The following is a 20,170-nucleotide window of genomic DNA, read 5'->3' on the forward strand; positions in this document are numbered from 1 at the left end:
CATGGACCAGGAAAAAATCAAACTGGCGGGAAATCCATGGGCCGCCGGTTTGGCGCTGCTGTGCAGCCAGCTGTCGCTGAATGCCGGTGCGGCCATCGCCAAGCACTTGTTTCCGAAGATCGGCGTGGAAGGCGTTACTGCTTATCGCGTCGGCATCTCGGCGCTGGTGATGCTGCTGATGTTCCGTCCGTGGCGCACGCCGCTGACCAGCAAGCAAGCGCTCAACGTCGCCATCTACGGCGTGGTGATCGGCGTGATGAACCTGCTGATCTACCGTGCCTTCAGCCGTATTCCGATGGGCATCGCGGTGGCGATCGAGGTGGCGGGGCCGTTGACGGTGGCCGTGCTGTCCTCGCATCGCCCGCGCGATTTCGTGGCGGTGTGCCTGGCGGTGGTCGGCTTGTACTTCTTGCTGCCGATCCATGGCGCGGTCGACCAGCTCGATCCGGTGGGCGTGGCCTATGCGGCCGGTGCAGCGGTGTGCTGGGCCTTGTACATCGTGTACGGCAAGCGCGTCTCGACCATGTCGGGTGGGCAGTCGGTGGCGTGGGGCATGTTGGCGGCATCGGTGTTCATCGTACCGATCGGCATCGGCCATGCCGGCGCTGTGCTGCTGACGCCGTCGTATCTGCTGATCGGCGCGGCGATCGCCGTGATGTCGAGCGCGTTGCCGTACACGCTGGAGATGCTATCGATGCGCACGCTGTCCTCGCGCACCTTCAGCATGTTCAGCAGCGCGGCGCCGGCATTGAGTGCCTTGGTCGGCATGGCGGTGCTGGGCGAACACCTGACGCCGACCCAATGGTTGGCCATCGCCGCCATCGTGGCCGCCTCGGCGCTGACCTCCTTGCGCTAGCCAGCGCGTTATTGCTTTTGCAAGCGGTTCGTGGCAGCATAGCCTCTTCGCCAAGGAGATCTTATGCAAGTCGATCGCGCCCAACAACCTATTGCCGCCGCCGCTGTCACGCTGGTGCTGTTGATCATCAGCATCGCGGCTTTTCTACCACCGCTGTCGCATTACACGCTGCAGTCGGTGCTGTTGATAATTGCCGCCGGCCTCGGCATTTTTATTTGCCTGGTGCTGCACCTGGTGTTCATCGGCATTGCCGCCCAGCGCCTCGGCCGCTCGCCGGTGCTGTGGGTGCTCATCGCCTTGTTCACCTTGCCGATCGCTTCCATCATCGGCCTGATTTTGTTCGAGTGGTTCAGCGAGCAGGACAAGCAAGCCGCCGCTTAAAATTCTTGCCAGACATGGACGGGATCGTCTAGTATCGATCCCGATGCTTCTGCATCGACGTCGCTCGGACGGTTCCGGGCGCTTACGTGGACAATTCATGACTGACACCCAAACTCCGCGCAGCTTTGCGCGTATCGATCGCCTGCCCCCCTACGTTTTCAATGTCACCGCCGAGCTCAAGCTGGCGGCACGCCGTCGCGGCGAGGATATCATCGACATGTCGATGGGGAATCCCGACGGCGCCACGCCGCCGCATATCGTGAGCAAGCTGGTCGACACGGTACAACGCCCGGACACGCACGGCTACTCCGCCTCCAAAGGTATACCGCGCCTGCGCCGCGCCATCTCCAAGTGGTACAAGACGCGCTACGACGTCGAGTTCGATCCGGACTCGGAAGCCATCGTCACCATCGGTTCCAAGGAAGGCCTGGCGCACCTGATGCTCGCCACGCTGGACCAGGGCGACACCGTGCTGGTGCCTAACCCGAGCTACCCGATCCACATCTGGGGCGCGGTGATCGCCGGCGCGAATATCCGCTCCGTGCGCATGACGCCGGGCGTGGATTTCTTCGATGAACTGGAACGCGCCGTGCGCGAGAGCTATCCGAAACCGAAGATGATGATCCTCGGCTTCCCGTCGAATCCTACTGCGCAGTGCGTGGAGCTGGAATTCTTCGAACGCGTGGTGGCGCTGGCCAAACAGCACAACATCCTGGTGGTGCACGATCTCGCGTATGCCGACATCGTGTTCGACGGCTGGAAAGCGCCGTCCATCATGCAGGTGCCGGGTGCACGCGAGGTGGCGGTGGAATTCTTCACGCTGTCGAAGAGCTACAACATGGCCGGCTGGCGCGTCGGCTTCATGGTCGGCAACAAGGAACTGGTGGCGGCGCTGGCGCGCATCAAGAGCTATCATGACTACGGCAGCTTCACGCCGGTGCAGGTGGCGGCGATTGCCGCGCTGGAAGGCGACCAGTCCTGCGTCAGCGACATCTGTGCGCAATACCAGGCCCGCCGCGACGTGCTGCACAAAGGCTTGTGCGAAGCGGGCTGGCCGGTGGAGAAGCCCAAGGCCTCGATGTACATCTGGGCGCGCATTCCGGAAGCGTATCGCCATCTCGGCTCGCTGGAGTTCGCCAAGCTGCTGCTGGCCGAGGCCAAGGTGTGCGTGTCGCCGGGCATCGGCTTCGGCGAGTATGGCGATGAGTACGTGCGCTTCGCGCTGATCGAGAACGAGGCGCGCATTCGCCAGGGCCTGCGTGGCATCAAAGCCATGCTGCGCAAGACTTCCACCTAAAATCGATAGAAAGTTTAAGCCGCATCAAACCATGGTTTGATGCGGCGGCTACCGTAGCTCTGAGAACCCTTCATCGGAGCTGCCATCATGTCCCAACTTCCCACCGGAGCCAGCGCGCGGCGTCTGGTCACCGCTGTCCAAAAACTCGAACGCAAGCTTTCCACCGCCGGGCTGCCGCGCTTCGTGGCGCGCTTGCCGGTATGCTGGCTGTGCTGGCACTACTGCCGCATGCTGGATCAGAAAATCGCACGCATCCGTAGAATCGCCGGCAAGTACGAAAGCTGGGGGCCGACCATCCGCGAGATCTCGCCACACAAGCAGGAACAGCTGGAAATGCTGGACCTCGATCGCAGCATGCGCACCGACATTGAATACACCAAGGCCACCATGTTCGAACTGCGCGACCACTGCGTCGACATCGGCCGCCTGTTCGAGCAGCTGGGCTACGAGTCGGCCGGATTAAAGCGGCGGCAGGCGGCGCTGATCGCGGTGCTGGAAGCGTCCTGCGCCGCCGCCACCCGCATGCAGGAAGCCTTGACGCGTCACGATGATGCCGTACTGGCGCGGCTGCGCGCCGATGCCGATGCCACAGCAGCCGCAGCGGCGCGCTTGCCGGGCCTGGCTTAGAAACCTTCCAGCACAATCTTGCCTTTGGCGCGGTTGCTCTCGATCAGGGTATGGGCGCGCTTGAGGTTGGCGGCATTGATCTTGCCGTAGCGCTCGGCGAGCGTGGTTTTGACGGCGCCCGTTTCCACCAGCTTGGCGACATCGTTCAGCAACTGGTGCTGTTTTTGCATGTCCTCGGTCTGGAACATCGAGCGGGTGTACATGAATTCCCAGTGCAGCGACACGCTCTTGCGTTTCAGCGTGCGCACGTCGATGGAGGTAGGATCGTCGATCAGCGCAATCTTGCCTTGTGGCGCCACCAGCTCGCTGATGGCCGCCCAGTGGTGGTCGGTCTGGTTCAGCGCGGCGACGTAGTTGACCGGTGGCAGGCCGAGACGGGCGATCTCTTCGTTCAGCGGTTTGCTGTGATCGATCACATGGTGCGCGCCCAGTTGCTTGATCCACTCGCCGGTTTCCGGACGCGAGGCGGTGCCGATGACGGTTAGGCCGGTCAGCTGGCGCGCCAGCTGTACCAGGATGGAACCAACACCGCCGGCCGCGCCGATCACCAGCAGCGATTTGCCGGCCGTGGCGCCGGCGTCGCGGCTCACTTCCAGGCGGTCGAACAACAGTTCCCATGCGGTGATGGTAGTCAGCGGCAGCGCGGCGGCCTGGGCGAAATCGATGTTGTCCGGCTTGTGGCCGACGATGCGTTCATCCACCAGGTGGAATTCGCTGTTGGTGCCGGCGCGGGTCAGGTCGCCTGCGTACCAGACTTCGTCGCCCGGCTTGAACAGAGTCACGTCCGCACCCACGGCCTTGACCACGCCGGCGGCGTCCCAGCCGATCACCTTGGCCTGGCCTTCGGCCGGCGCGACGTTGCGGCGGATCTTGGTGTCCACCGGATTGACTGAGATGGCGCGCACTTCGACCAGCAGATCGCGGCCGGCGGCTTGCGGCATGGGCAGTTCGATGTCGATCAGGGCGTCGGCATGGTCGATGGGCAGGGACTGGCGGTAGGCGATGGCTTTCATGGAAATGCTCCGAAATAGTTGGGATGGAGGTATCATCATTTATTTCGTGGCGCTGAAAAAGAGGCTGTGCGCCGAAACACTTTCAAAGAATTGAAGAAAATGCTGCGTTTGGACGATTTGACCGTGTTTGTCCGTACCGCCGACCGGGGCAGCCTGTCCGCCGCCGCGCGCGAGCTGGAAATTTCGCCGGCGCTGGCCAGTGCCGCCGTCAAGCGGCTGGAAGGCGAGTTGAAGTTGCGGCTGTTTGCCCGCACCACGCGCTCGCTGCGGCTGACGGAGGAGGGCGAGCTTTATCTGCGCCATGCGCGCGAAGCGCTGCGCTTGCTCAAAGAAGGCCGTGATACGCTGATGCAGGGACAGGAAACGCTGGGCGGCACGTTGAAAATCTCCATGCCGTCAGACCTGGGGCGGAACATGGTGCTGGGCTGGCTCGATGAATTCCAGGCGCTGTATCCGAAGGTCGGTTTTCAGTTAAGCATCAGCGACCGGGTGTCGGATATGTACCGGCAACCGGTGGACATCGCCATACGCTATGGCGTGCAGGAAGATTCCAGCCTGATCGCGTTTCCGCTGGCGCCGGAAAATCGTCGCGTGCTGGTGGCCTCGCCGGACTACATCAAGCAGCACGGCAAGCTCAGTACGCTGGAGGATCTGTCACGGCACAACTGCCTGCGCTTTATGCTGGACGAGGTGATTCATGACCGCTGGAGTTTTTATCCCGCAGCAGAGCCGGATGCGAAGCCCGTGGTCATCCACGTCAACGGCAACCGCAGCGTGGACGATGCCGACGTGGTGCGGCGCTGGGCCGTGGCAGGACTGGGCATTGCCTATAAATCGCGGCTGGATTTGAGCGCGGATATCCGCGCCGGCCGCTTGCAAGTGCTGCTGCCCGATGTGCTGGGCGAACGCACGGCGCTGAATATGCTGTGCATGCACCGCTCGCAGATTACGCCGACTGTTTTGCAGTTGCGCGATTTCCTGCGCACGCAATGCGAGAAGGCTTAAGCGGAAATGCGTTTACCATCATTACTGGCGAGACGATTATTGCGGTGATGACGGAGCGTCATCCTGCGCTTGTCGGCTCGCCAGTTGCCACACCCAGGTGAGGAGCGCTAGCGAGGCGGCGGCGTCTGCCGGCCTGTCATGCGACTGGGTAGGGCAACTGGCACCGGCAACCATTAGTGCGCCTTCGACTTGGACAGGATCAGCAGCCAGCGACGGAACAGCAGGACCTCGAGGTGGCCTGCTTGTACGCCGGTGTCGCATTCCATGATCGGGTTCACAGCGTAGAAACGCTTGCGGAAGTCACGGCACACCATCATTTCGCGTTTGCCCATGCGAACCATGAAAGAGGTAGGCAGGTATTCCAGACCGAAACGGGAACCATAGCTGCTGTTCAGAGTGCTCATGACAATTCCTTTTTTGTTGGAGAGGTGTTTAACGAGGAGTTCAGAATAGCATAACTACTGTATGAATACACAGGTACTGTGCAAATACACAGTAAATTTGTCGTTTTGATGTTTTTGCCGGAATTTAATCGGCGGTCCATGAAGGAGTGCCAACTATTAGCAAATTGCTTAATTTCGTGGAGGCAAGGTTGTCTCCGGGCGGGGAATTCGGGCTGCACCTGACTGTGGGCATGGCCCTGCTGCTGGCTGCGGGGCTGGTATTCCATGAGCTGGCCGAGGCCGTAATGGGGCAGGAAACCATCACCGTGCTCGACCTGCAGGTGGCGCATTGGTTCAACGCCCACGCCTTCGAACCGGTGACCGGCTTCATGTTAGCGATCTCGAATATGCACTCGGTGGCGGGCATGGCGCTGCTGCTGGGCTTATTGACGTTTTACCTGTGGCGACGGCAGGCGTATTACTGGCTGCTGGCGCTGATGTTCGCGGTGCCGGGCGGGATGCTGCTGAATGTCGTGCTCAAGCACATATTCCAGCGCACGCGGCCGGTGTTCGAGGAACCGCTGGTCACTTTGGCGACCTACAGTTTTCCCAGCGGCCACACCACGGCGGCGACCTGCTTCTATGGCATGCTGGTTAGCTACCTGGTGATCGCGCGGCCGGCGTGGAGTGTGCGCTTGGGAACGGTGAGCTTCTGCCTGACAATGGTATTGTTGGTGGCATTCAGCCGCGTCTATCTGGGCGCGCACTATGTCAGCGACGTGCTGGCGGGCATGGCCGAAAGCGTGGCCTGGCTGTCCGTGTGCATCACTGGCGTTTCCACTCTGCGCCGCCGGCGAGAAGGTAAAACCGTATAAACCGTATGAATAAAATCGTCGTCATCGTCAACGCCAGTGCCGGCCTCGGCTATTGCGGCGGCTGGACCACCGCGCTGGAAGAGAAGTTCCGCGCACAAGGCGTGGAGGCCGACATCACGCTGGCCAAAAGCGGCGAGGAAATGATCGCGCGCGCCGAACGCGCTGTGAAGGAAGGCGCACCGGTGGTCGTGGCGGGCGGCGGCGACGGCACCATCAATGCCGTGGCCTCGGTGCTGGTCGACACGCCGACGCGGCTCGGCGTGCTGCCGTTGGGCACGCTCAACCACTTCGCCAAGGACTTGAAGATACCGCTTGATCTGGACCAGGCCGTGGCCAACGCGGTGCACGGTGTGCCGGCGCAGGTGGATGTGGGCGAAGTCAACGGCCGCATTTTCCTCAACAACTCCAGCCTCGGCATCTACCCGGACCTGGTGCGTGACCGCGAACAGCAGCAGCGCCATCTCGGACGCGGCAAGTGGCCGGCGTTCGGCTGGGCGCTGTTCACCGTGCTGCGGCGCTTTCCCTTCCTCAGCGTGCGGCTCAAGATCAACGATGATGAGCACCTGCGGCGCACGCCCTTCGTCTTCATCGGCAACAACGAATACCTGCAAGGGCTGACGCTGGGGGCGCGCGAGCGGCTCGACAGCGGCCAGCTGTGCCTGTACGTGGCGCAAAAGCCGACGCGGCTCGGCCTGTTGCGCTACGCCGTGCACGCGCTGTTCGGCAAGCTGGAAGCGGCGCGCGACTTCGACGTGCTGTCGTCGTCGTCGCTGACCATCGAAACGCGGCACCAGCGCCTGCGGGTCGCCACGGACGGGGAGGTAACAATGATGAGCCCGCCACTATGCTATCGCTCAAGGGCATCGTCGTTGAGCGTGATCGTCCCCGCCGCCTAGGAGAACAGCATGCGCACCATCGTCCATTTATCGGATTTGCATTTCGGCCGGGTCGACCAGGGCCTGTTGCGGCCCCTGCAGGAGTTGGTGGTGCGCCTGGCGCCGGATGTGGTGGTGGTGTCGGGCGACCTGACGCAGCGCGCCAAGACCGAGGAATTCAAAGTCGCGCGCGCGTGGCTGGACACCTTGCCGGGGCCTCAGATCGTGGTGCCGGGCAACCACGACATCCCCTTGTACAACGTCGCCAGCCGCTTCCTGACGCCGCTGCGCAAGTACACGCGCTACGTCACGCTGGACCTGGCGCCGGAATATGTGGACGACGAAATCGTCGTCCTCGGCATCAACACGGCGCGCTCGCTGACGTTCAAGGATGGCCGGGTCAACAAGGAGCAACTGGCGCAGATGCGCCAGCGCATGCAAGCGGTGGGAGAAAACCACACGCGCATCATTGTCACCCACCACCCGTTCGACCTGCCCGAGAATTTCGATGAGGACGACCTGGTGGACCGCGCGCCGATGGCGATGCAGGCATTTGCCGAATGCGGCGTCGACCTGCTGCTGGCGGGCCACCTGCATTCGAGCCATGCCGGCAACAGCGCGCAGCGCTACAAGATCGAAGGCTACGCGGCGTTGGTGGTGCAAGCCGGCACCGCAACCTCCACGCGCGGGCGCGGCGAATCGAATTCCTTCAACGTGCTGCGGGTTGCGCCGGACGACATCGAGGTCGACCGCTACAGCTGGATCGAAGGCACAGGCAGTTTCGAGCCCGTGCACACCGAATGTTTCCGCCGCAGCGGCGACACCTGGTCGCTCACCGCCGAAGCCTGAACCGGGGTCAGTTCCGACATTCGGACACGAGCCCAGCCGTAGCGGCTGCTACGGCTGGGCTCGTGTCCGAATGTCGGAACTGACCCCGAATTTACAGCCAGTAGTTCATGAAGCGGGCGGCCCATTCTTTCAGGCGGTTGGCCAGCGGGCGCTTGCGCCAGTCTTCCAGCGTGATCAGCTTGGAGTCGCGCATGTCTTCCTGGAAGGCGCGCTCCATTTCGGTGCCGAATGCTTCACCCATGATGATGACGTTGATTTCGCTGTTGTGCAGGAAGCTGCGGGTGTCGATGTTGGTCGAGCCTACCGTCGACCAGGTGCCGTCGATGACGGCGGTCTTGGCGTGTAGCACGGCCAGTTTGAGCTGGTAGATCTTCACGCCCGCTTCCAACAGGTCTTCATAAAATCCGTGGCCGGCGTAGAACACCAGGCCGCTGTCGGAGACGCCCGGCAGTACGATCTTGACGTCTACGCCACGCTTCGCGGCGGCGATCAGCGCGTCCACCGTCTGGCGGTCCGGCACGAAGTAGGCCGAGGTGATGTGGATCGATTTCTTCGCTTCCTGGATCGCCAGCGCATACGCTTTGTAGATTTCGAATTTGCCGCCCGGCTCGCTGCCCAGCACGCGCACCACCTTGTCGCCGGCGATCACCGGCGTCGGGAAGTAGTCCGCTTCCGGCAAGTCGTCCTTGTCCTGCGTCGCCCAGTTGCGGATGAACAGCCATTGGAAGGCTTGTACCGCCGGCCCTTCGATCTTGATGTGGGTGTCGCGCCAGCCGACCTGCGATTTGTCGGTGGGACGGGATGCGGAACGGAACAGCGAGCTCTTGGCGTAGGTGGCGCTGATGTTGATGCCGCCCGTGAACGCGGTCTTGCCGTCGACGATCAGCACCTTGCGGTGGTTGCGGCTGTTGAGCTTCCAGCCGTCGCCGCTGACCTTGGCCGGATTGACCGGGTTGAATTCCACCAGGCGGATGCCGGCCTTGCGCATGCGGTCGAAGAATTCGGCCGGCACGCCGATGGTGCCGACGCTGTCGTACAGCACGTTGACGGTCACGCCTTCCTGCTGCTTGAGGATCAGCGCGTCGGCGAACTTGAGCCCGAGTTCGTCCTGGTCGAAGATGTAGGTTTCGAGGTTGATGCTGTTGCGCGCGCCGTTGATGGCCTTGAGCATTTCCGTCATGGTCTGCGGACCATCGAACAGCAAGGTGGTTTTGTTGCCGGCGATGAGGGGCACGCCGGTCGCCGCCTCCTCCAGCGCCGCCTGCTGCTGCATGTCGAGCGTGCCCTTGGACCAGCGCTTGGCCAGCAGCGACTTGGCGCGGGCGTCGCTCAGTTCGCCCTTGGCGCCCTTGACGGTGGGCGCGCCGCCGGTTTCGAGCTTGTCGCCCAGCGCGGTGACGTTGGGCAGGGACGCGCATGCGCCCAGCAAGCCCCAGCACATTAACACCAGGGGGAGCCAGCTACGCATGTGCAGCAGTTTCATCGGATCGCCTTTTCAGTAGGTACGTCATCGTCATTCGAACCGAAGAAAAACGAGATCGGTCCTTGCCGGAAGCGCCGGCCCATCGCCTTGAGCAATTGCCAGCCGTTCTTGAAGCGCACCTGGCGCGAGCGCAGCGCCACCCACAGCGCCAGCCCGAAGCTGACCAGCAGATTGACTGTCCCGATGGAAAGGAATCCTGCCACCGAGGTCACAACCAGTTCCCAGCCGACATTGTGATCGAGTCCAACAATTGCTGTCGCAAAGTTGGCGGAGGAGAAGGTGACGTGCCGGATGTCCAACGGTATCCCCAGCACGAAGCCGAGGAAGGGCATCACGCCGAGCAGGATGCCGAAGCAGAAGTTCCCCATCAACCCGCCGAGATTGTTTTCCAGATAGGCGCCCAGGCGGTCCAGGCGCGGCTGACCCAGCAGCCAGCGCAGGCCGCGCAGCTGTGATACGCGCTGGCCCCAGCGCGTGTACAGCGCCTTGTTGTCGTAGTAGCCGGAAATCAGGCCGGCGACGAACAGGCAGACGCCGGCAATGGCGGCGTAGATCAGCGCCGGCCCGTGGATGGGATCGATGTCCTGCAGCAGGTGCATGGCCTTTTCCGGCGACACCAGGTGATGACCGGTCATCAGCGGCCATGCCATGGCGATCAGCCAGGCGGTCGGAATCGCCACCATCAGGTTGCCCAGCACCGCCATGTTCTGCGTGCGGATGACCTTGTTGCACAGCTCGGCCATGCTGTCGATGTCGATGTTGCGGCCATCCTTGGAATGCAGGCCGGCGGCGATGCGCGAGGCGGTCATGGCAGGCTGCTTGGTGGCCACCGTGAAGTGCAGCAGATGGATGAACACAAAGCCCAGCGAGTAGTTCATGCTGAACAGGAAGGCTTCCACCAGCGGCGCGGTGCGCAGGTAGGACATCAGGATCTTGCACAGCGCCATGAAGCCGATCACCAGGCCGGCGCCGGCCGCCTGCACGAACATGCGGCCCAGCTCGCGGCGGTTGTCGGCGACGTAGTGCTCGCCAGTGTGGCTGGCGTTCTCCGTGACGTTGCGCGCCAGCAGGTTGATGTTATCGCTGAGCAGGTCGCTCACCATGTATTTGTTGTTGTGCGCCTCGATCAGTTCCAGCGTCAGCGCCACGGCGGCGCTGCGGTGGGCGGCGTCTTCCTGTTCATCGACCAGGAACAACAGCTTGCGCATGCGGTCCAGGCTTTGCGTGAGCGACACCAGCAGGTAGGTGAGGGCGATGCTGGTGCCCTGGCTCAGCGCTTTCTTGCGGATCTTGGCGATCACGGCGTCGCACTGGTCCAGCATCACCAACAGGTGGCGCGCGTCTTCCATCTCGACTTCGTCGCCGGCCAGCTTGCGGTGGTAGGCGTCGAGATAGGCGTTGACCTCGAAGTTCTGCACCATGAAGGGTGATTCGTAGGTTTCCATCTCGGTGTGGAAGTTGGTCAGGCGCGGCTCCAGGCCGATCGCGCAGACGCGGTAGGACAGGGTGCGGATCGCGTCCAGCAGGCCGGGCAGCATCAGGTTGCTGTCGTGTTCGGGCGCGCCTTCGGCGTGCTGGACCACGTCCAGCAGGGCCAGCCAGTCGTCGGCCGGCACCTGGCTGATCCAGATGTAATCGGTGCGCTTGTAGACCACCTGGTCGAGCGCCTCGCTCAGGTAGTCGTTGCCCAATGCGGGCGGCAAGATGCGGTAGGCGATGCGGGTTTTTAATTCGGAGAAGAAGCCATCGTTGGACAATACGCCGATCTCGGTGTAGAGGCTGGCGTGGCGGCGCGCGGCGATGATGTTGCGGGCGTACTGACGCAGCGCCAGCGCATGCGCGGGATTGCCTTTCAGTAGCTGGCACAAGGTGCGTACGTGGGCCGTGGCGCTGGCGCCGTCGTGCGCGCGCTTGGGGCGCAGGGTGGCGAACAGCTCGACCAGCAGGCTGATGTCGTCGCTCTCCGCGTTGATTTTTTCAAGGATTTCTAGCATGGGGCGAGTATACCGGCGCATCGTCAGCCTGTATGTACGGCAGCGAACACAGCTTTCCTGATTGCAATTCAGCGCTAGCGTGATGGTGCGCACAGAGCGGACCGCAGGGGAGGCCTACACTGGCTTCAACCATTGCAACCGTCATTCACTATTCGCCACCATGAAACCCGCACTCGCTACGCTTGCTTTGATCGCCCCGCTGGCCGCCATTGCACAGACGGAGGTGTATGGCACGCTCGATGCCGGCGTGGTGGCTGAACGCGGCTGCCAGGGCGAATGCCCGCGCGCCAAGCTCGACAGCGGCGTCGCCAGCGGTTCGCGTTTGGGCGTGCGCGGACGCGAGGATCTGGGCAATGGCACGGCAGCGGTCTATACGCTGGAAGCGGGCATCCTCAACGATACCGGCATCTCCGACCAGAACGGCCGCCTGTTCGGCCGCCAGGCTTACGTCGGGTTGGATGGTCCGCTCGGGCTGGTGACTATGGGCCGCCAGTACAACCTCGTGTATGAAACGCTGACCGATGTGGCCGATCCTTTCCACGGCGGCATGGCTGGCAGTGCGGCCAACCTGGTCGGCTACACCACCAAGCGTTACGACAACACTGTCAAGTATAGATCGCCGCGCTCGCGTAGCGGCCTGGTGGGATCGGTGATCTACGCCTTCGGCGAGTCGCCGTTCAACAGCCGCGTCAATCGCGCGTATGGCGCTACCTTGGGCTATGAAAAGGGGCGGTTCAATTTGAGCCTGACCCACCAGCGCAAGGAGAACATGCTGGATGCCACCGGCTCCACGCCGCCCGTCGATCAGTCGGCGCGCAACTCGCTGGTGGCGGCCAACTTCGACTTCGGCCGTTTCGTCGGCTATGCGGCCTACGGCCACAGCCGGGGCGATGCCGGCATGCAGTGGGATGAAACCAATCCGTACGGCGCGGTGGCGCAGCGCTATCCGTCCACGAACAGCCGCGATGTGCTGGTCGGCGTGGCCGTGCCGGTGGGCGGAGCGACGACCTTGCTTGCTTCGTACATCCGCAAGGATGATCGCGGCCTGGCCGATATGGACGCCGGCCAGCTCGCCGTCGGCGCCAGCTACGCGTTTTCGAAGCGCACCAATATGTACGCCTCCTTCGCCAAAATCCAGAACCGCAACGGCGCTGGCTATACCGTCGGCAATGCCAGCAATCGCGGCAACGGCGACCGCGCCGTCAACATCGGCCTGCGCCACTCCTTCTGATCACTCCTGAAGCTTACTTGGACTTGGCCGGGCAGGCCGCGCTCAGCCAGCGTCCGCTCGATTCGACTGTGGCGGTTTGCGGACCCGCGCCGCTTTGGTTGATTACATTCATGGTCATGGTGTAGGCGCTGTCGTTGCTGAAGCGGATCTGGCCCTTGCCGCTGGATGCTGGATCGGTACAGGTGAAGGCGATGTTCAGTCCGCCCGGAACCTGTTCCTGCGTGGACGTGCACTTGCCTTGCTGGTTGAGCGGCAGTTCCTTGCGGGCGGCCATCTCGGGCGTTACGCAGGCGGTGAGGGTGATGCCGCCGTCGCCGCTGGCCTTGGGCATGGACACGCCATTGCGCGCCATCAGCGCTTCCATTTGCGCGCGCTGCTCGGGCGGCAAGGCCGCCAGTTGCGCCATTGCCATGCTCATGGCCTGGTCGGTCTGGGCGTTGCCGGTCTTGACCTTGTTATTCAATTCCCACAGGCCGGGCTTGATGGACTGGGATTGTGCGGAGGCGGGTACAGCAGCCAGGATGGCCAGCGTGAGCAATAGACGTTTCATGTGTCCTCCCCAAAACGACAAGCATAAACGAAAACGGCGCCAAGGCGCCGTTCACGTTCGTCCAACTGCGGAGATGGCTAGACGCCGCGTCCGCTAATCAGGCGCAGCAGCACCATGATGATGGCGACCACCAGCAGGATGTGGATGAAGCCGCCGATGGTGTAGGACGTTACCAGGCCCAGCAGCCACAGGATGAGCAGAACTACAGCGATGGTGTAAAGCATGATTATCTCCTCGGGTTGTGTTGAATCTATTATCGGTAATACTTGCTACACGTTCTGTACGCTGCCGTACCTTACTTCTTAGTCTACCGAGCGCAGCTGGCCTTTTACCACGCGCACGGCGTCGCCGGAGCGCCACGATGGTTGCGTCGAGTGGTGGAAGGTGCGCTTGCTGCCGTTATCCATGCGTACCACGATGTCCCAGGTGTGCGTGGTTTTCATATTGCCTTCGATCTGGTTGCCGGCGACCGCACCGCCGACCGCACCGACCACCGTGGCCGCCTGACGGCCATGGCCGCTGCCGACCTGGTTGCCCAGCAAGCCACCCAGTACCGCGCCGCCGACCGCGCCGACGCCGCTGCTTTGCGGACGGTGCTCAACCGAGCGCACCGATTCCACCACGCCGCAGCTGGCGCATGGCGCCTGGCGTGCTACCGGTTCCGACATCTGGCCCTGGCCTTGCTGCGCCAGCACAGGTTCGGCAGAGGTGGGCGCCAGCGCTGCCGACGAGGACGTCGATGGCGCAGGCGGCATGCCGCTCACTTGGGTGGGAACGGTGGCGTTGGAGGTCGGCAGCCAGCCCAACAGCGCTGCGCTGCCAACGCCGCAGAACAGTACGACTGCGACGGCGGCGATGACCATGACGGGATGGGTGCCTGGCTTGTTTTGGGTGTCCATGAGGTGCTCCTTTTGGTTGTTGTGTGAGATGATGCATTTAGAGCGATATTTTCCTAGAGGACATCTATTTCTTCCGTGCGTCATCGTACATACAGGGGAAATAATTGCCCTTACTCTTGGTTGCATGCATACCTCCAGCCTACATACCACCGAAGACCGCGCGCTGCCCCGCCTGGCGAACAACCGCCTGCTCGCCAGCCTGCCGGACGACGACCAGCTCCAGCTCGCGGAAAAATGCGAAACGGTCCGTGTGGAAAACGGCCAGTTGCTGTCGGAGCCTGGGGAGGAAATGCGCTATGTGTATTTCCCGATCGATTGCCTGATCTCGCTGCTTGGCGTGGCCGAAGGGCGCATGACGCTGGAGATCGGTTCACTGGGACGCGAAGGCATGCTGGGTGCCTCGGTGGTGCTGGGTCACGAACTGGCGCAGGTGAGGGCGGTGGTGCAGCGTTCAGGCCGCGTCTATCGGCTGGCGGTGGGTGACTTCGTCACCGAGTTTTATCGCATGGAATCGCTGCGCCGCCTGATCCATCGCTACACCGACAGCATGCTGGCGCAAGCCATCCAGATCGCCGTGTGCAGCCGCTTCCATGTGCTGGAGGCGCGATTGGCGCGTTCGCTGCTGATCACGCGCGACCGCCTGCAATCGGACAAATTTCACCTGACCCACGAGTTCCTCGCCCATGCCCTGGGCGTGCGTCGCGTGGGCGTCACCAAGGCAGCCAGCGCGCTGCAACAGCAAAAGCTGATCACCTACAGCCGCGGCAACATCGAGATCCTCGATTCAACCGGACTGGAAGCCGTCTCCTGCCATTGCTACGATCTGTTCAAGGAAAAGTAAGGCGATTTGCGCTGCTTTGTCTTTTGTCATGCGATGTGGTGCGCTATGACGGCAGACTGAACGAATGCCGAACACCGCACAACCCGCCCGCTACGACCTACCGTGGAAAGCCGCTTTAACGCATGCTTTCCACCCCTTCATGGACTTCTACTTTCCCGACTTCAGCGCGCACATCGATTGGACGCAGCGGCCGCGTTTCCGGGACAAGGAATTGGCGGGGATTGTTATCGGCACCGTCCCGGACGTGATGGTGGCCGACAAGCTGGTCGAGCTATTCCTGCGTGACGGCTCCGAGCACCGGGTACTGGTCCACATCGAAATCCAGGCGCAGCGCGATGCAGCTTTGGCGCGTCGTATGCACGACTACAACTACCATATCGGCAAGACATACGGCCAACCGGTGGCCAGCCTGGTGCTGCTGGCCGATGCCGATCCCAATTGGCGGCCAAGCAGTTTCCATCAGCGGGTGCTGGGCACGGCCAGGGGATTCTCGTTCACAACCGCCAAGCTGCTTGATTGCGTCGCCAACACCGAGGCGCTGGAAGCCTCACACCATCCATTTGCTTGGGTGACGCTGGTCCACCTGCGTACGCAGCAAGCGCATCATGATCCGGATGTGCTGTACGCGGCCAAGCTACACTTGACCAGGCTACTGTTCAAGCATCGTTGGAATCGCAGGCGCATAATCGTATTATTCAACGTGATCAACTGGATGATGGCCTTGCCTGAGCCGTATCAGCGACGCTACTGGCAGGCAGTCTTCCGCTTGGAAAAGGAGCACGAAATGAAATTGCTCAACCCACTGGAACAAATGTTCCTCGAAGATGGCATAAAGAAAGGTCTTGAGATAGGCGTTGAAAGAGGCATGGAGACGGGCTTGAAGAAAGGCCTGGAGAAAGGCCGGTGCGAGGGCTTGAAGCAAGGGCTCGAACAAGGGCTAGAGCGAGGACTCGCGCGGGGGCGCGCGGAGGGGGCGGCTGCATTGCTGGAACGGTTGCTGGCGCAACGTTTCGGGGCATTGCCGAAAACCGTGCGCAGCAAGCTTGCCAAGGCCAGTGTGGAGCAGGTCGAAGCCTGGAGTGACGCGCTGGGGACGGCGCAAACTTTGAAGCAGGTTTTTGCGACCACACAGGCATCGGTGGAACATCTAAAAAAAATGCCGCTCAGTCTTAACTGAACGGCATTCGACCCGAAGGTGCATCTTTTAGCTGATGGCGCTTAGCGATCAACGTGGTGGCTTTTGCACCTGGTTGCCGATCACGCCGCCGACGGCCGCGCCGCCGACTGCGCCGACTGCGCTGCCGCCGGTCAGGACCGAGCCGGCCACCGCACCTACGCCCGCGCCAATGGCGGTGTTCTTATCCTGGCCCGACATGTTGGCACATGCGCTCAGACCCAGAGTGGCTGCCACGACGGCGGCCGTTGCTGCGATTCGCTTGATGTTGTTCATGGTTTCTCCTGTGGCAGGCAAGGCGCGGTATTGCGCCTCAACCAATGACTACAGATTACGCAACCGTGCGTATCACTTCCGTTCGGCACCACACACAGCTCTCGAATCAGCGTGGGCGCGGTGCGCTGGGCTTGCCGCCGCCTTGGGCGATCAAGGCCTGGCAGCCCGAGGTCTCGCCCGGCGCGGTGCTCATCAGCGGCACGATGGCGGCCACCGGCGCCACCACCGCCAAGGCCAGGGCGCCGCCGGCGCGCAAGGCCAGCGTGCCCTTGTCGACACTGATGTCGGGTTCCTTGAAGGTGCCGCGCAGATAGATGGGCGCGCGCAGCGACAGCACGCGCATGCTCTTGGCGTCCGGCCGCAGCACCAGGTCCAGTTTCTCGTTGCCGAGGTTGACGGTGCCGCCGATGTCGATGCGGGCATCGGCCGTGTCCACCACGAACAAACGCGTCTTCATCAGGCCGTTGGTGACGGCGAAATCGGTCACCATGCAGTTGAGCTTGACCTGCTTGTCGCCCGAGATCTTGGCCAGCACCACGCTGCCGATGTTCAGGCCCATGGCTTCCAGCAGCAGCTTGCTGACGCTGCCCTGGTTGACCACGCCCTTGAGCTCGCCGTTGGAAGAGCCGAGCAGGCTGGCCACCGAGTTGCCGGTGGCCGACAGCGAGACGCCGGCGTTGACTTCACCCACGGTGGCCTGCATGCCGTCGATGCCGGGGAACAGCTGCTTGAGCTGCAACTTGCTGGCATCGGCCTTCAGTTCGGCGCGGATGGCGTGCGGATTGATCTTGCCGCTGCCGTCGAGCATGACGGTGGAGGTGAAGCGGCCACCGGCGATGTCGAAGTTCAGCGGCGTCAGCGCCAGCACGCCGTCCTTCATGTGGATCTGCGTATCGAGATTATGGATCGGCAGGTCCTTGTCGCGCGTGATGCGCGCGGCCTTGAAGTTGACGTCGGCGTCGATGGCGGTCCAGCGTTCGGTGCGAAAGGTTTCGACCGGCAACACGCGGTTGCCGGGCTGTACCACGTCGGCGCCGCGCGCTTCCTTGCTGGCCTTGGAGTCGGCGCCGATCAGCGGGCCGAGGTCGGACACCTGCAGCAGTTTCGATTGCACGTTCCCGCTCAGCAGCGGGCGCGCTTGGGCCTGGCCGGTCTTGAAGTCGAGCTTGCCGGCGATGTCGCTTTGGCCGACCTTGCCGGTGAACTTGTCGTAGACCCAGTGGCTGGCATGGTCGCCCAGGTTGCCGGTCAAATGGCCCTCCGTGACGAAGGGCGGCGTTTCCGGCAGCAGCACGCCGGTCAGGCCATACAGCCGCGCCATGCTGGGGCCGGACAGTTTAAGGCGCATGTCGAGCGCCGTCAGCGCGGCCGGCTTGGTCAGCGTGCCGTCGAAGCTGATGCTGGTGCCGCCGACGTTGAGGTGGGCCGCGAGCGGGTAGGGCGTGGTCTGCTGCTGCAGCGACAGCACGGCGCCGGCCTTGCCGCTGCCGCTGACGTCCTGCTGGTTCCATTTGCCGCGCAACTGCCATGCCACGTCATAGCGAGGGTCGTCGATGGTGTCGATGGTGGCGCTGGCGTCCAGGTGCGTCACGGCGTCGATGTAGTGCACCGTGCCTTTGGAGAACACCACGCTGAGCACCTCCAGCTTCCACACTGAAGGCTGTTCGTCGCGCTTGAAGTTCCAGTTGTGGCGGCCGTCGGCGTCGCGCTGCAGCAGCAGGGCCGGATTGTCGAAGCGCAGCTCCGGCACCACGATGCGCTGGCGCAGCAGCGGCAGCAGTTCGATGGCAAACGCGAACTGGCCGACGCTGGCCATCTCGGCCGGCGCCTGCATGCCGCGCGGATTGCCGATGTGGACATCGTGCGCCACCAAGTGCGGCTGCGGCAGCCAGCTGTCCCGCCGATGCCAGTCCAGCGCCAGTGGGCCGCGAATCTCGAACGGGCGGTCGATCGCGGTACCGATCTTGTCGTTGAGCCAGGGACGTGCCCGCTCCCAATCCACCGAGCTGAGCGCAACAACGGCGGCGACCGGCACGGCCAGCACGAGGGCGCCGACGGCCAGGGCAATACGGGTACGACGCGGGAGGGCCATGGAAAACCTTATCTTGATAGTTGCATCATTCTACACATTCCGCTTTTGTGCGTCACCGTACTGATGGCAACGCGACATCCGTTTATAACTACGCTCATCCCACAAAACTTGAGGAGAAAAATAATGATGAACCTGAACACCCAATGGCAAATGATGGCCGGTATCGCAGTGTTGGTCGGCCTGAGCGGCTGTGCCAGCGACAAAACCCCGGCCACCGCCGGCGTCGCCGTTTCCCGTGAAGCGGTCGCCGCCGCCACCAGTGCCGGTGCCGCCGACCTGGCGCCCGCCGAAATGCAGTCGGCCCGTGAAAAACTGATGCGCGCCAACCAGGCGCTGGCCGCCAAGGATTACAAAACCGCCCAGGACCTGGCGGTGCAAGCGCAGGCCGATGCCCAGCTGGCGCAAAGCAAGGCCAATTCGGCCAAGGCCACCACTGCGGCCGACGAGCTGCAACAGAATATCCGCCTGCTGCGCGAAGAACTGCAGCGCGCCAACGCCACCAGCCAACAATAAAAATTTCACTGAATGGAGCCCATCATGAAAAAATTCATCCTTCTGCCAGCCGCCTTTGCCGTGTCCGTCATGTTCGCCGCTTGCAGCACCACGCCGACCACCACCGGTCAGCTGGACCAGGCGCGTAGCGACTTTGCCGTCGCCCAAAGCAATCCATCCGTAGCCGCCAACGCGCCGCTGGAATTCAAGGCCGCCGCCGATGCGCTGGACCGCGCCAACGCCGCCGCCGCGAAAAAGGAAAGCCTGGACGAGATCGACAAGCTGGCCTATGTCGCCAAGCAGAAGATCGCCACCGCGCAGGAAGTCGCCAAAGGCAAGCAGGCTGAGTCCCAAGTGGCCGACGCCGCCCGTCAGCGCGATGAAGTGCGCCTGCAGGCCCGTACCGCCGAAGCCAACAATGCCCGCGCCAGCGCCGACCGCGCCCGTACGGCGGCTGAACAAGCCAAGGCCGATGCCGACGCGGCCCGCGCGCAAGCCGACGCCGCCACCAATTCGGCGCGCGATGAAGCAGCCAAGAACGCCGCCCTGCAACAGCAACTGGCCGATCTGCAAGCCAAGCAGACCGAACGCGGCATCATCATCACCCTGAGCGATGTGCTGTTCAATGTCGACCGCGCCGAACTGAGCGCTGAAGGCCAGCGCACCGCGCAAAAAATCGCCGACGTGCTGATGCAGGAACCGCAAAGCGTGGTGCTGGTGGAAGGCTTCACCGACAGCACCGGCACCTCGAACCACAACCTGGAACTGTCGCAGCGCCGCGCCGAGTCGGTGCGCGCCGCCCTGATCGGCATGGGCGTGCCGGCCGCCAAAGTGGCCACGCGCGGCTATGGCGAAGCGTATCCGGTTGCCAGCAACTCGGACGCCGGCAGTCGCCAGCTCAACCGCCGTGTGGAGATCGTGCTGTCGCAGAACGGCGCACCGATCGCCAACCGCCGCTAACCTCTCACCCAATAAGG

Annotated in this window: 22 protein-coding genes; 13 read left to right on the forward strand and 9 right to left on the reverse strand. The window is 62.8% G+C overall.

The features are described 5' to 3' along the window. Position 1: 1 nt before the first annotated feature. The 4 genes from ACXZ1M_RS22835 to ACXZ1M_RS22850 all read left to right on the forward strand — a co-directional run bounded on the left by ACXZ1M_RS22835 (position 2) and on the right by ACXZ1M_RS22850 (position 3,161). On the forward strand, positions 2-856 hold the full coding sequence (locus ACXZ1M_RS22835) for an EamA family transporter (protein WP_459049899.1): 855 nt from the start codon (positions 2-4) through the stop codon (positions 854-856). Between the two features lie 63 nt (positions 857-919). Then, complete coding sequence (locus ACXZ1M_RS22840) at positions 920-1,237, forward strand: hypothetical protein (RefSeq protein ID WP_459049900.1); 318 nt, start codon at positions 920-922, stop codon at positions 1,235-1,237. A gap of 97 nt (positions 1,238-1,334) precedes the next feature. Next, complete coding sequence (gene alaC / locus ACXZ1M_RS22845) at positions 1,335-2,534, forward strand: alanine transaminase (protein ID WP_459049901.1); 1,200 nt, start codon at positions 1,335-1,337, stop codon at positions 2,532-2,534. A gap of 87 nt (positions 2,535-2,621) precedes the next feature. Next, positions 2,622-3,161, forward strand: coding sequence for a hypothetical protein (locus ACXZ1M_RS22850; RefSeq protein ID WP_459049902.1), 540 nt, complete (start codon positions 2,622-2,624; stop codon positions 3,159-3,161). Here the strand turns inward: ACXZ1M_RS22850 and ACXZ1M_RS22855 are convergent. Next, positions 3,158-4,174, reverse strand: coding sequence for a zinc-binding alcohol dehydrogenase family protein (locus tag ACXZ1M_RS22855; RefSeq protein WP_459049903.1), 1,017 nt, complete (start codon positions 4,172-4,174; stop codon positions 3,158-3,160). The two genes, ACXZ1M_RS22850 and ACXZ1M_RS22855, sit on opposite strands and share 4 nt — an antisense overlap. A 99-nt stretch (positions 4,175-4,273) precedes the next feature. Here ACXZ1M_RS22855 and ACXZ1M_RS22860 point away from each other — a divergent pair, with 99 nt between their 5' ends. After that, positions 4,274-5,179 (forward strand): LysR family transcriptional regulator, encoded by a 906-nt coding sequence (locus ACXZ1M_RS22860; RefSeq protein WP_459049904.1) that lies wholly within the window; start codon positions 4,274-4,276, stop codon positions 5,177-5,179. A gap of 173 nt (positions 5,180-5,352) precedes the next feature. Here ACXZ1M_RS22860 and ACXZ1M_RS22865 read toward each other — a convergent pair whose 3' ends face one another. Further along, positions 5,353-5,583, reverse strand: a complete 231-nt coding sequence (locus ACXZ1M_RS22865) for a hypothetical protein (RefSeq protein WP_090192292.1) — start codon at positions 5,581-5,583, stop codon at positions 5,353-5,355. 230 nt (positions 5,584-5,813) lie between these two features. Here ACXZ1M_RS22865 and ACXZ1M_RS22870 point away from each other — a divergent pair, with 230 nt between their 5' ends. From ACXZ1M_RS22870 to ACXZ1M_RS22880, 3 genes are read left to right on the forward strand one after another with little or no spacing between them, the layout of a single operon-like run. Next, positions 5,814-6,437, forward strand: coding sequence for a phosphatase PAP2 family protein (locus ACXZ1M_RS22870; RefSeq protein ID WP_459049905.1), 624 nt, complete (start codon positions 5,814-5,816; stop codon positions 6,435-6,437). Positions 6,438-6,442: 5 nt separating this feature from the next. Then, a complete protein-coding gene (locus ACXZ1M_RS22875; protein WP_459049906.1) occupies positions 6,443-7,333 on the forward strand; it encodes a diacylglycerol/lipid kinase family protein in 891 nt (296 codons plus the stop codon). 9 nt (positions 7,334-7,342) lie between these two features. Next, a complete protein-coding gene (locus ACXZ1M_RS22880) occupies positions 7,343-8,161 on the forward strand; it encodes a metallophosphoesterase family protein (protein WP_459049907.1) in 819 nt (272 codons plus the stop codon). Positions 8,162-8,252: 91 nt separating this feature from the next. Here the strand turns inward: ACXZ1M_RS22880 and cls are convergent, their stop codons facing one another. Next, positions 8,253-9,644, reverse strand: a complete 1,392-nt coding sequence (cls, locus tag ACXZ1M_RS22885; protein WP_459049908.1) for a cardiolipin synthase — start codon at positions 9,642-9,644, stop codon at positions 8,253-8,255. Further along, positions 9,641-11,638, reverse strand: coding sequence for a site-specific recombinase (locus ACXZ1M_RS22890; RefSeq protein WP_459049909.1), 1,998 nt, complete (start codon positions 11,636-11,638; stop codon positions 9,641-9,643). Before ACXZ1M_RS22890 ends, cls begins: the two co-directional genes overlap by 4 nt. Positions 11,639-11,798: 160 nt before the next feature. On the opposite strand from ACXZ1M_RS22890, the gene ACXZ1M_RS22895 reads away from it, so the two are divergent. Next, positions 11,799-12,869, forward strand: coding sequence for a porin (locus ACXZ1M_RS22895; RefSeq protein WP_459049910.1), 1,071 nt, complete (start codon positions 11,799-11,801; stop codon positions 12,867-12,869). Positions 12,870-12,882: 13 nt separating this feature from the next. On the opposite strand, the gene ACXZ1M_RS22900 is transcribed toward ACXZ1M_RS22895, so the two are convergent. The 3 genes from ACXZ1M_RS22900 to ACXZ1M_RS22910 all read right to left on the reverse strand — a co-directional run bounded on the left by ACXZ1M_RS22900 (position 12,883) and on the right by ACXZ1M_RS22910 (position 14,318). Beyond that, positions 12,883-13,419 carry a DUF3617 domain-containing protein gene (locus tag ACXZ1M_RS22900; protein ID WP_459049911.1) on the reverse strand — a complete coding sequence of 179 codons (537 nt, stop codon included), beginning with the start codon at positions 13,417-13,419 and terminating at the stop codon, positions 12,883-12,885. 77 nt (positions 13,420-13,496) lie between these two features. Next, positions 13,497-13,643, reverse strand: a complete 147-nt coding sequence (locus tag ACXZ1M_RS22905; RefSeq protein WP_008446864.1) for a lmo0937 family membrane protein — start codon at positions 13,641-13,643, stop codon at positions 13,497-13,499. A gap of 78 nt (positions 13,644-13,721) precedes the next feature. Beyond that, on the reverse strand, positions 13,722-14,318 hold the full coding sequence (locus tag ACXZ1M_RS22910) for a glycine zipper 2TM domain-containing protein (protein WP_459049912.1): 597 nt from the start codon (positions 14,316-14,318) through the stop codon (positions 13,722-13,724). Positions 14,319-14,442: 124 nt separating this feature from the next. On the opposite strand from ACXZ1M_RS22910, the gene ACXZ1M_RS22915 reads away from it, so the two are divergent. Together ACXZ1M_RS22915 and ACXZ1M_RS22920 are read left to right on the forward strand one after the other, a co-directional pair. Beyond that, the gene (locus ACXZ1M_RS22915) at positions 14,443-15,159 is read left to right on the forward strand and encodes a Crp/Fnr family transcriptional regulator (protein ID WP_459049913.1); all 717 of its coding nucleotides are present in this window, start codon (positions 14,443-14,445) and stop codon (positions 15,157-15,159) included. A gap of 64 nt (positions 15,160-15,223) precedes the next feature. After that, on the forward strand, positions 15,224-16,336 hold the full coding sequence (locus ACXZ1M_RS22920; protein ID WP_459049914.1) for a DUF4351 domain-containing protein: 1,113 nt from the start codon (positions 15,224-15,226) through the stop codon (positions 16,334-16,336). A 48-nt stretch (positions 16,337-16,384) separates the two neighbouring features. Here ACXZ1M_RS22920 and ACXZ1M_RS22925 read toward each other — a convergent pair whose 3' ends face one another. Both ACXZ1M_RS22925 and ACXZ1M_RS22930 read right to left on the reverse strand, forming a co-directional pair. Then, a complete protein-coding gene (locus ACXZ1M_RS22925) occupies positions 16,385-16,609 on the reverse strand; it encodes a glycine zipper 2TM domain-containing protein (protein ID WP_459049915.1) in 225 nt (74 codons plus the stop codon). Between the two features lie 106 nt (positions 16,610-16,715). Next, the gene (locus tag ACXZ1M_RS22930; RefSeq protein WP_459049916.1) at positions 16,716-18,701 is read right to left on the reverse strand and encodes an AsmA family protein; all 1,986 of its coding nucleotides are present in this window, start codon (positions 18,699-18,701) and stop codon (positions 16,716-16,718) included. A 123-nt stretch (positions 18,702-18,824) separates the two neighbouring features. On the opposite strand from ACXZ1M_RS22930, the gene ACXZ1M_RS22935 reads away from it, so the two are divergent. Then, positions 18,825-19,214 carry a DUF4398 domain-containing protein gene (locus tag ACXZ1M_RS22935; protein WP_459049917.1) on the forward strand — a complete coding sequence of 130 codons (390 nt, stop codon included), beginning with the start codon at positions 18,825-18,827 and terminating at the stop codon, positions 19,212-19,214. A gap of 24 nt (positions 19,215-19,238) precedes the next feature. Further along, complete coding sequence (locus ACXZ1M_RS22940; protein WP_459049918.1) at positions 19,239-20,153, forward strand: OmpA family protein; 915 nt, start codon at positions 19,239-19,241, stop codon at positions 20,151-20,153. The last annotated feature ends 17 nt before the right edge of the window (positions 20,154-20,170 follow it).

The organism is Duganella paludis, assembly GCF_054461335.1.

Bases quoted from the DNA above. Each gene is read 5' to 3' on its own strand.
- ACXZ1M_RS22835 (WP_459049899.1), top strand. From the start codon at position 2: ATGGACCAGGAAAAAATCAAACTGGCGGGAAATCCATGGGCCGCCGGT.
- ACXZ1M_RS22840 (WP_459049900.1), top strand. From the start codon at position 920: ATGCAAGTCGATCGCGCCCAACAACCTATTGCCGCCGCCGCTGTCACG.
- alaC (WP_459049901.1), top strand. From the start codon at position 1,335: ATGACTGACACCCAAACTCCGCGCAGCTTTGCGCGTATCGATCGCCTG.
- ACXZ1M_RS22850 (WP_459049902.1), top strand. From the start codon at position 2,622: ATGTCCCAACTTCCCACCGGAGCCAGCGCGCGGCGTCTGGTCACCGCT.
- ACXZ1M_RS22855 (WP_459049903.1), bottom strand. From the start codon at position 4,174: ATGAAAGCCATCGCCTACCGCCAGTCCCTGCCCATCGACCATGCCGAC.
- ACXZ1M_RS22860 (WP_459049904.1), top strand. From the start codon at position 4,274: ATGCTGCGTTTGGACGATTTGACCGTGTTTGTCCGTACCGCCGACCGG.
- ACXZ1M_RS22865 (WP_090192292.1), bottom strand. From the start codon at position 5,583: ATGAGCACTCTGAACAGCAGCTATGGTTCCCGTTTCGGTCTGGAATAC.
- ACXZ1M_RS22870 (WP_459049905.1), top strand. From the start codon at position 5,814: ATGGCCCTGCTGCTGGCTGCGGGGCTGGTATTCCATGAGCTGGCCGAG.
- ACXZ1M_RS22875 (WP_459049906.1), top strand. From the start codon at position 6,443: ATGAATAAAATCGTCGTCATCGTCAACGCCAGTGCCGGCCTCGGCTAT.
- ACXZ1M_RS22880 (WP_459049907.1), top strand. From the start codon at position 7,343: ATGCGCACCATCGTCCATTTATCGGATTTGCATTTCGGCCGGGTCGAC.
- cls (WP_459049908.1), bottom strand. From the start codon at position 9,644: ATGAAACTGCTGCACATGCGTAGCTGGCTCCCCCTGGTGTTAATGTGC.
- ACXZ1M_RS22890 (WP_459049909.1), bottom strand. From the start codon at position 11,638: ATGCTAGAAATCCTTGAAAAAATCAACGCGGAGAGCGACGACATCAGC.
- ACXZ1M_RS22895 (WP_459049910.1), top strand. From the start codon at position 11,799: ATGAAACCCGCACTCGCTACGCTTGCTTTGATCGCCCCGCTGGCCGCC.
- ACXZ1M_RS22900 (WP_459049911.1), bottom strand. From the start codon at position 13,419: ATGAAACGTCTATTGCTCACGCTGGCCATCCTGGCTGCTGTACCCGCC.
- ACXZ1M_RS22905 (WP_008446864.1), bottom strand. From the start codon at position 13,643: ATGCTTTACACCATCGCTGTAGTTCTGCTCATCCTGTGGCTGCTGGGC.
- ACXZ1M_RS22910 (WP_459049912.1), bottom strand. From the start codon at position 14,318: ATGGACACCCAAAACAAGCCAGGCACCCATCCCGTCATGGTCATCGCC.
- ACXZ1M_RS22915 (WP_459049913.1), top strand. From the start codon at position 14,443: ATGCATACCTCCAGCCTACATACCACCGAAGACCGCGCGCTGCCCCGC.
- ACXZ1M_RS22920 (WP_459049914.1), top strand. From the start codon at position 15,224: ATGCCGAACACCGCACAACCCGCCCGCTACGACCTACCGTGGAAAGCC.
- ACXZ1M_RS22925 (WP_459049915.1), bottom strand. From the start codon at position 16,609: ATGAACAACATCAAGCGAATCGCAGCAACGGCCGCCGTCGTGGCAGCC.
- ACXZ1M_RS22930 (WP_459049916.1), bottom strand. From the start codon at position 18,701: ATGGCCCTCCCGCGTCGTACCCGTATTGCCCTGGCCGTCGGCGCCCTC.
- ACXZ1M_RS22935 (WP_459049917.1), top strand. From the start codon at position 18,825: ATGATGAACCTGAACACCCAATGGCAAATGATGGCCGGTATCGCAGTG.
- ACXZ1M_RS22940 (WP_459049918.1), top strand. From the start codon at position 19,239: ATGAAAAAATTCATCCTTCTGCCAGCCGCCTTTGCCGTGTCCGTCATG.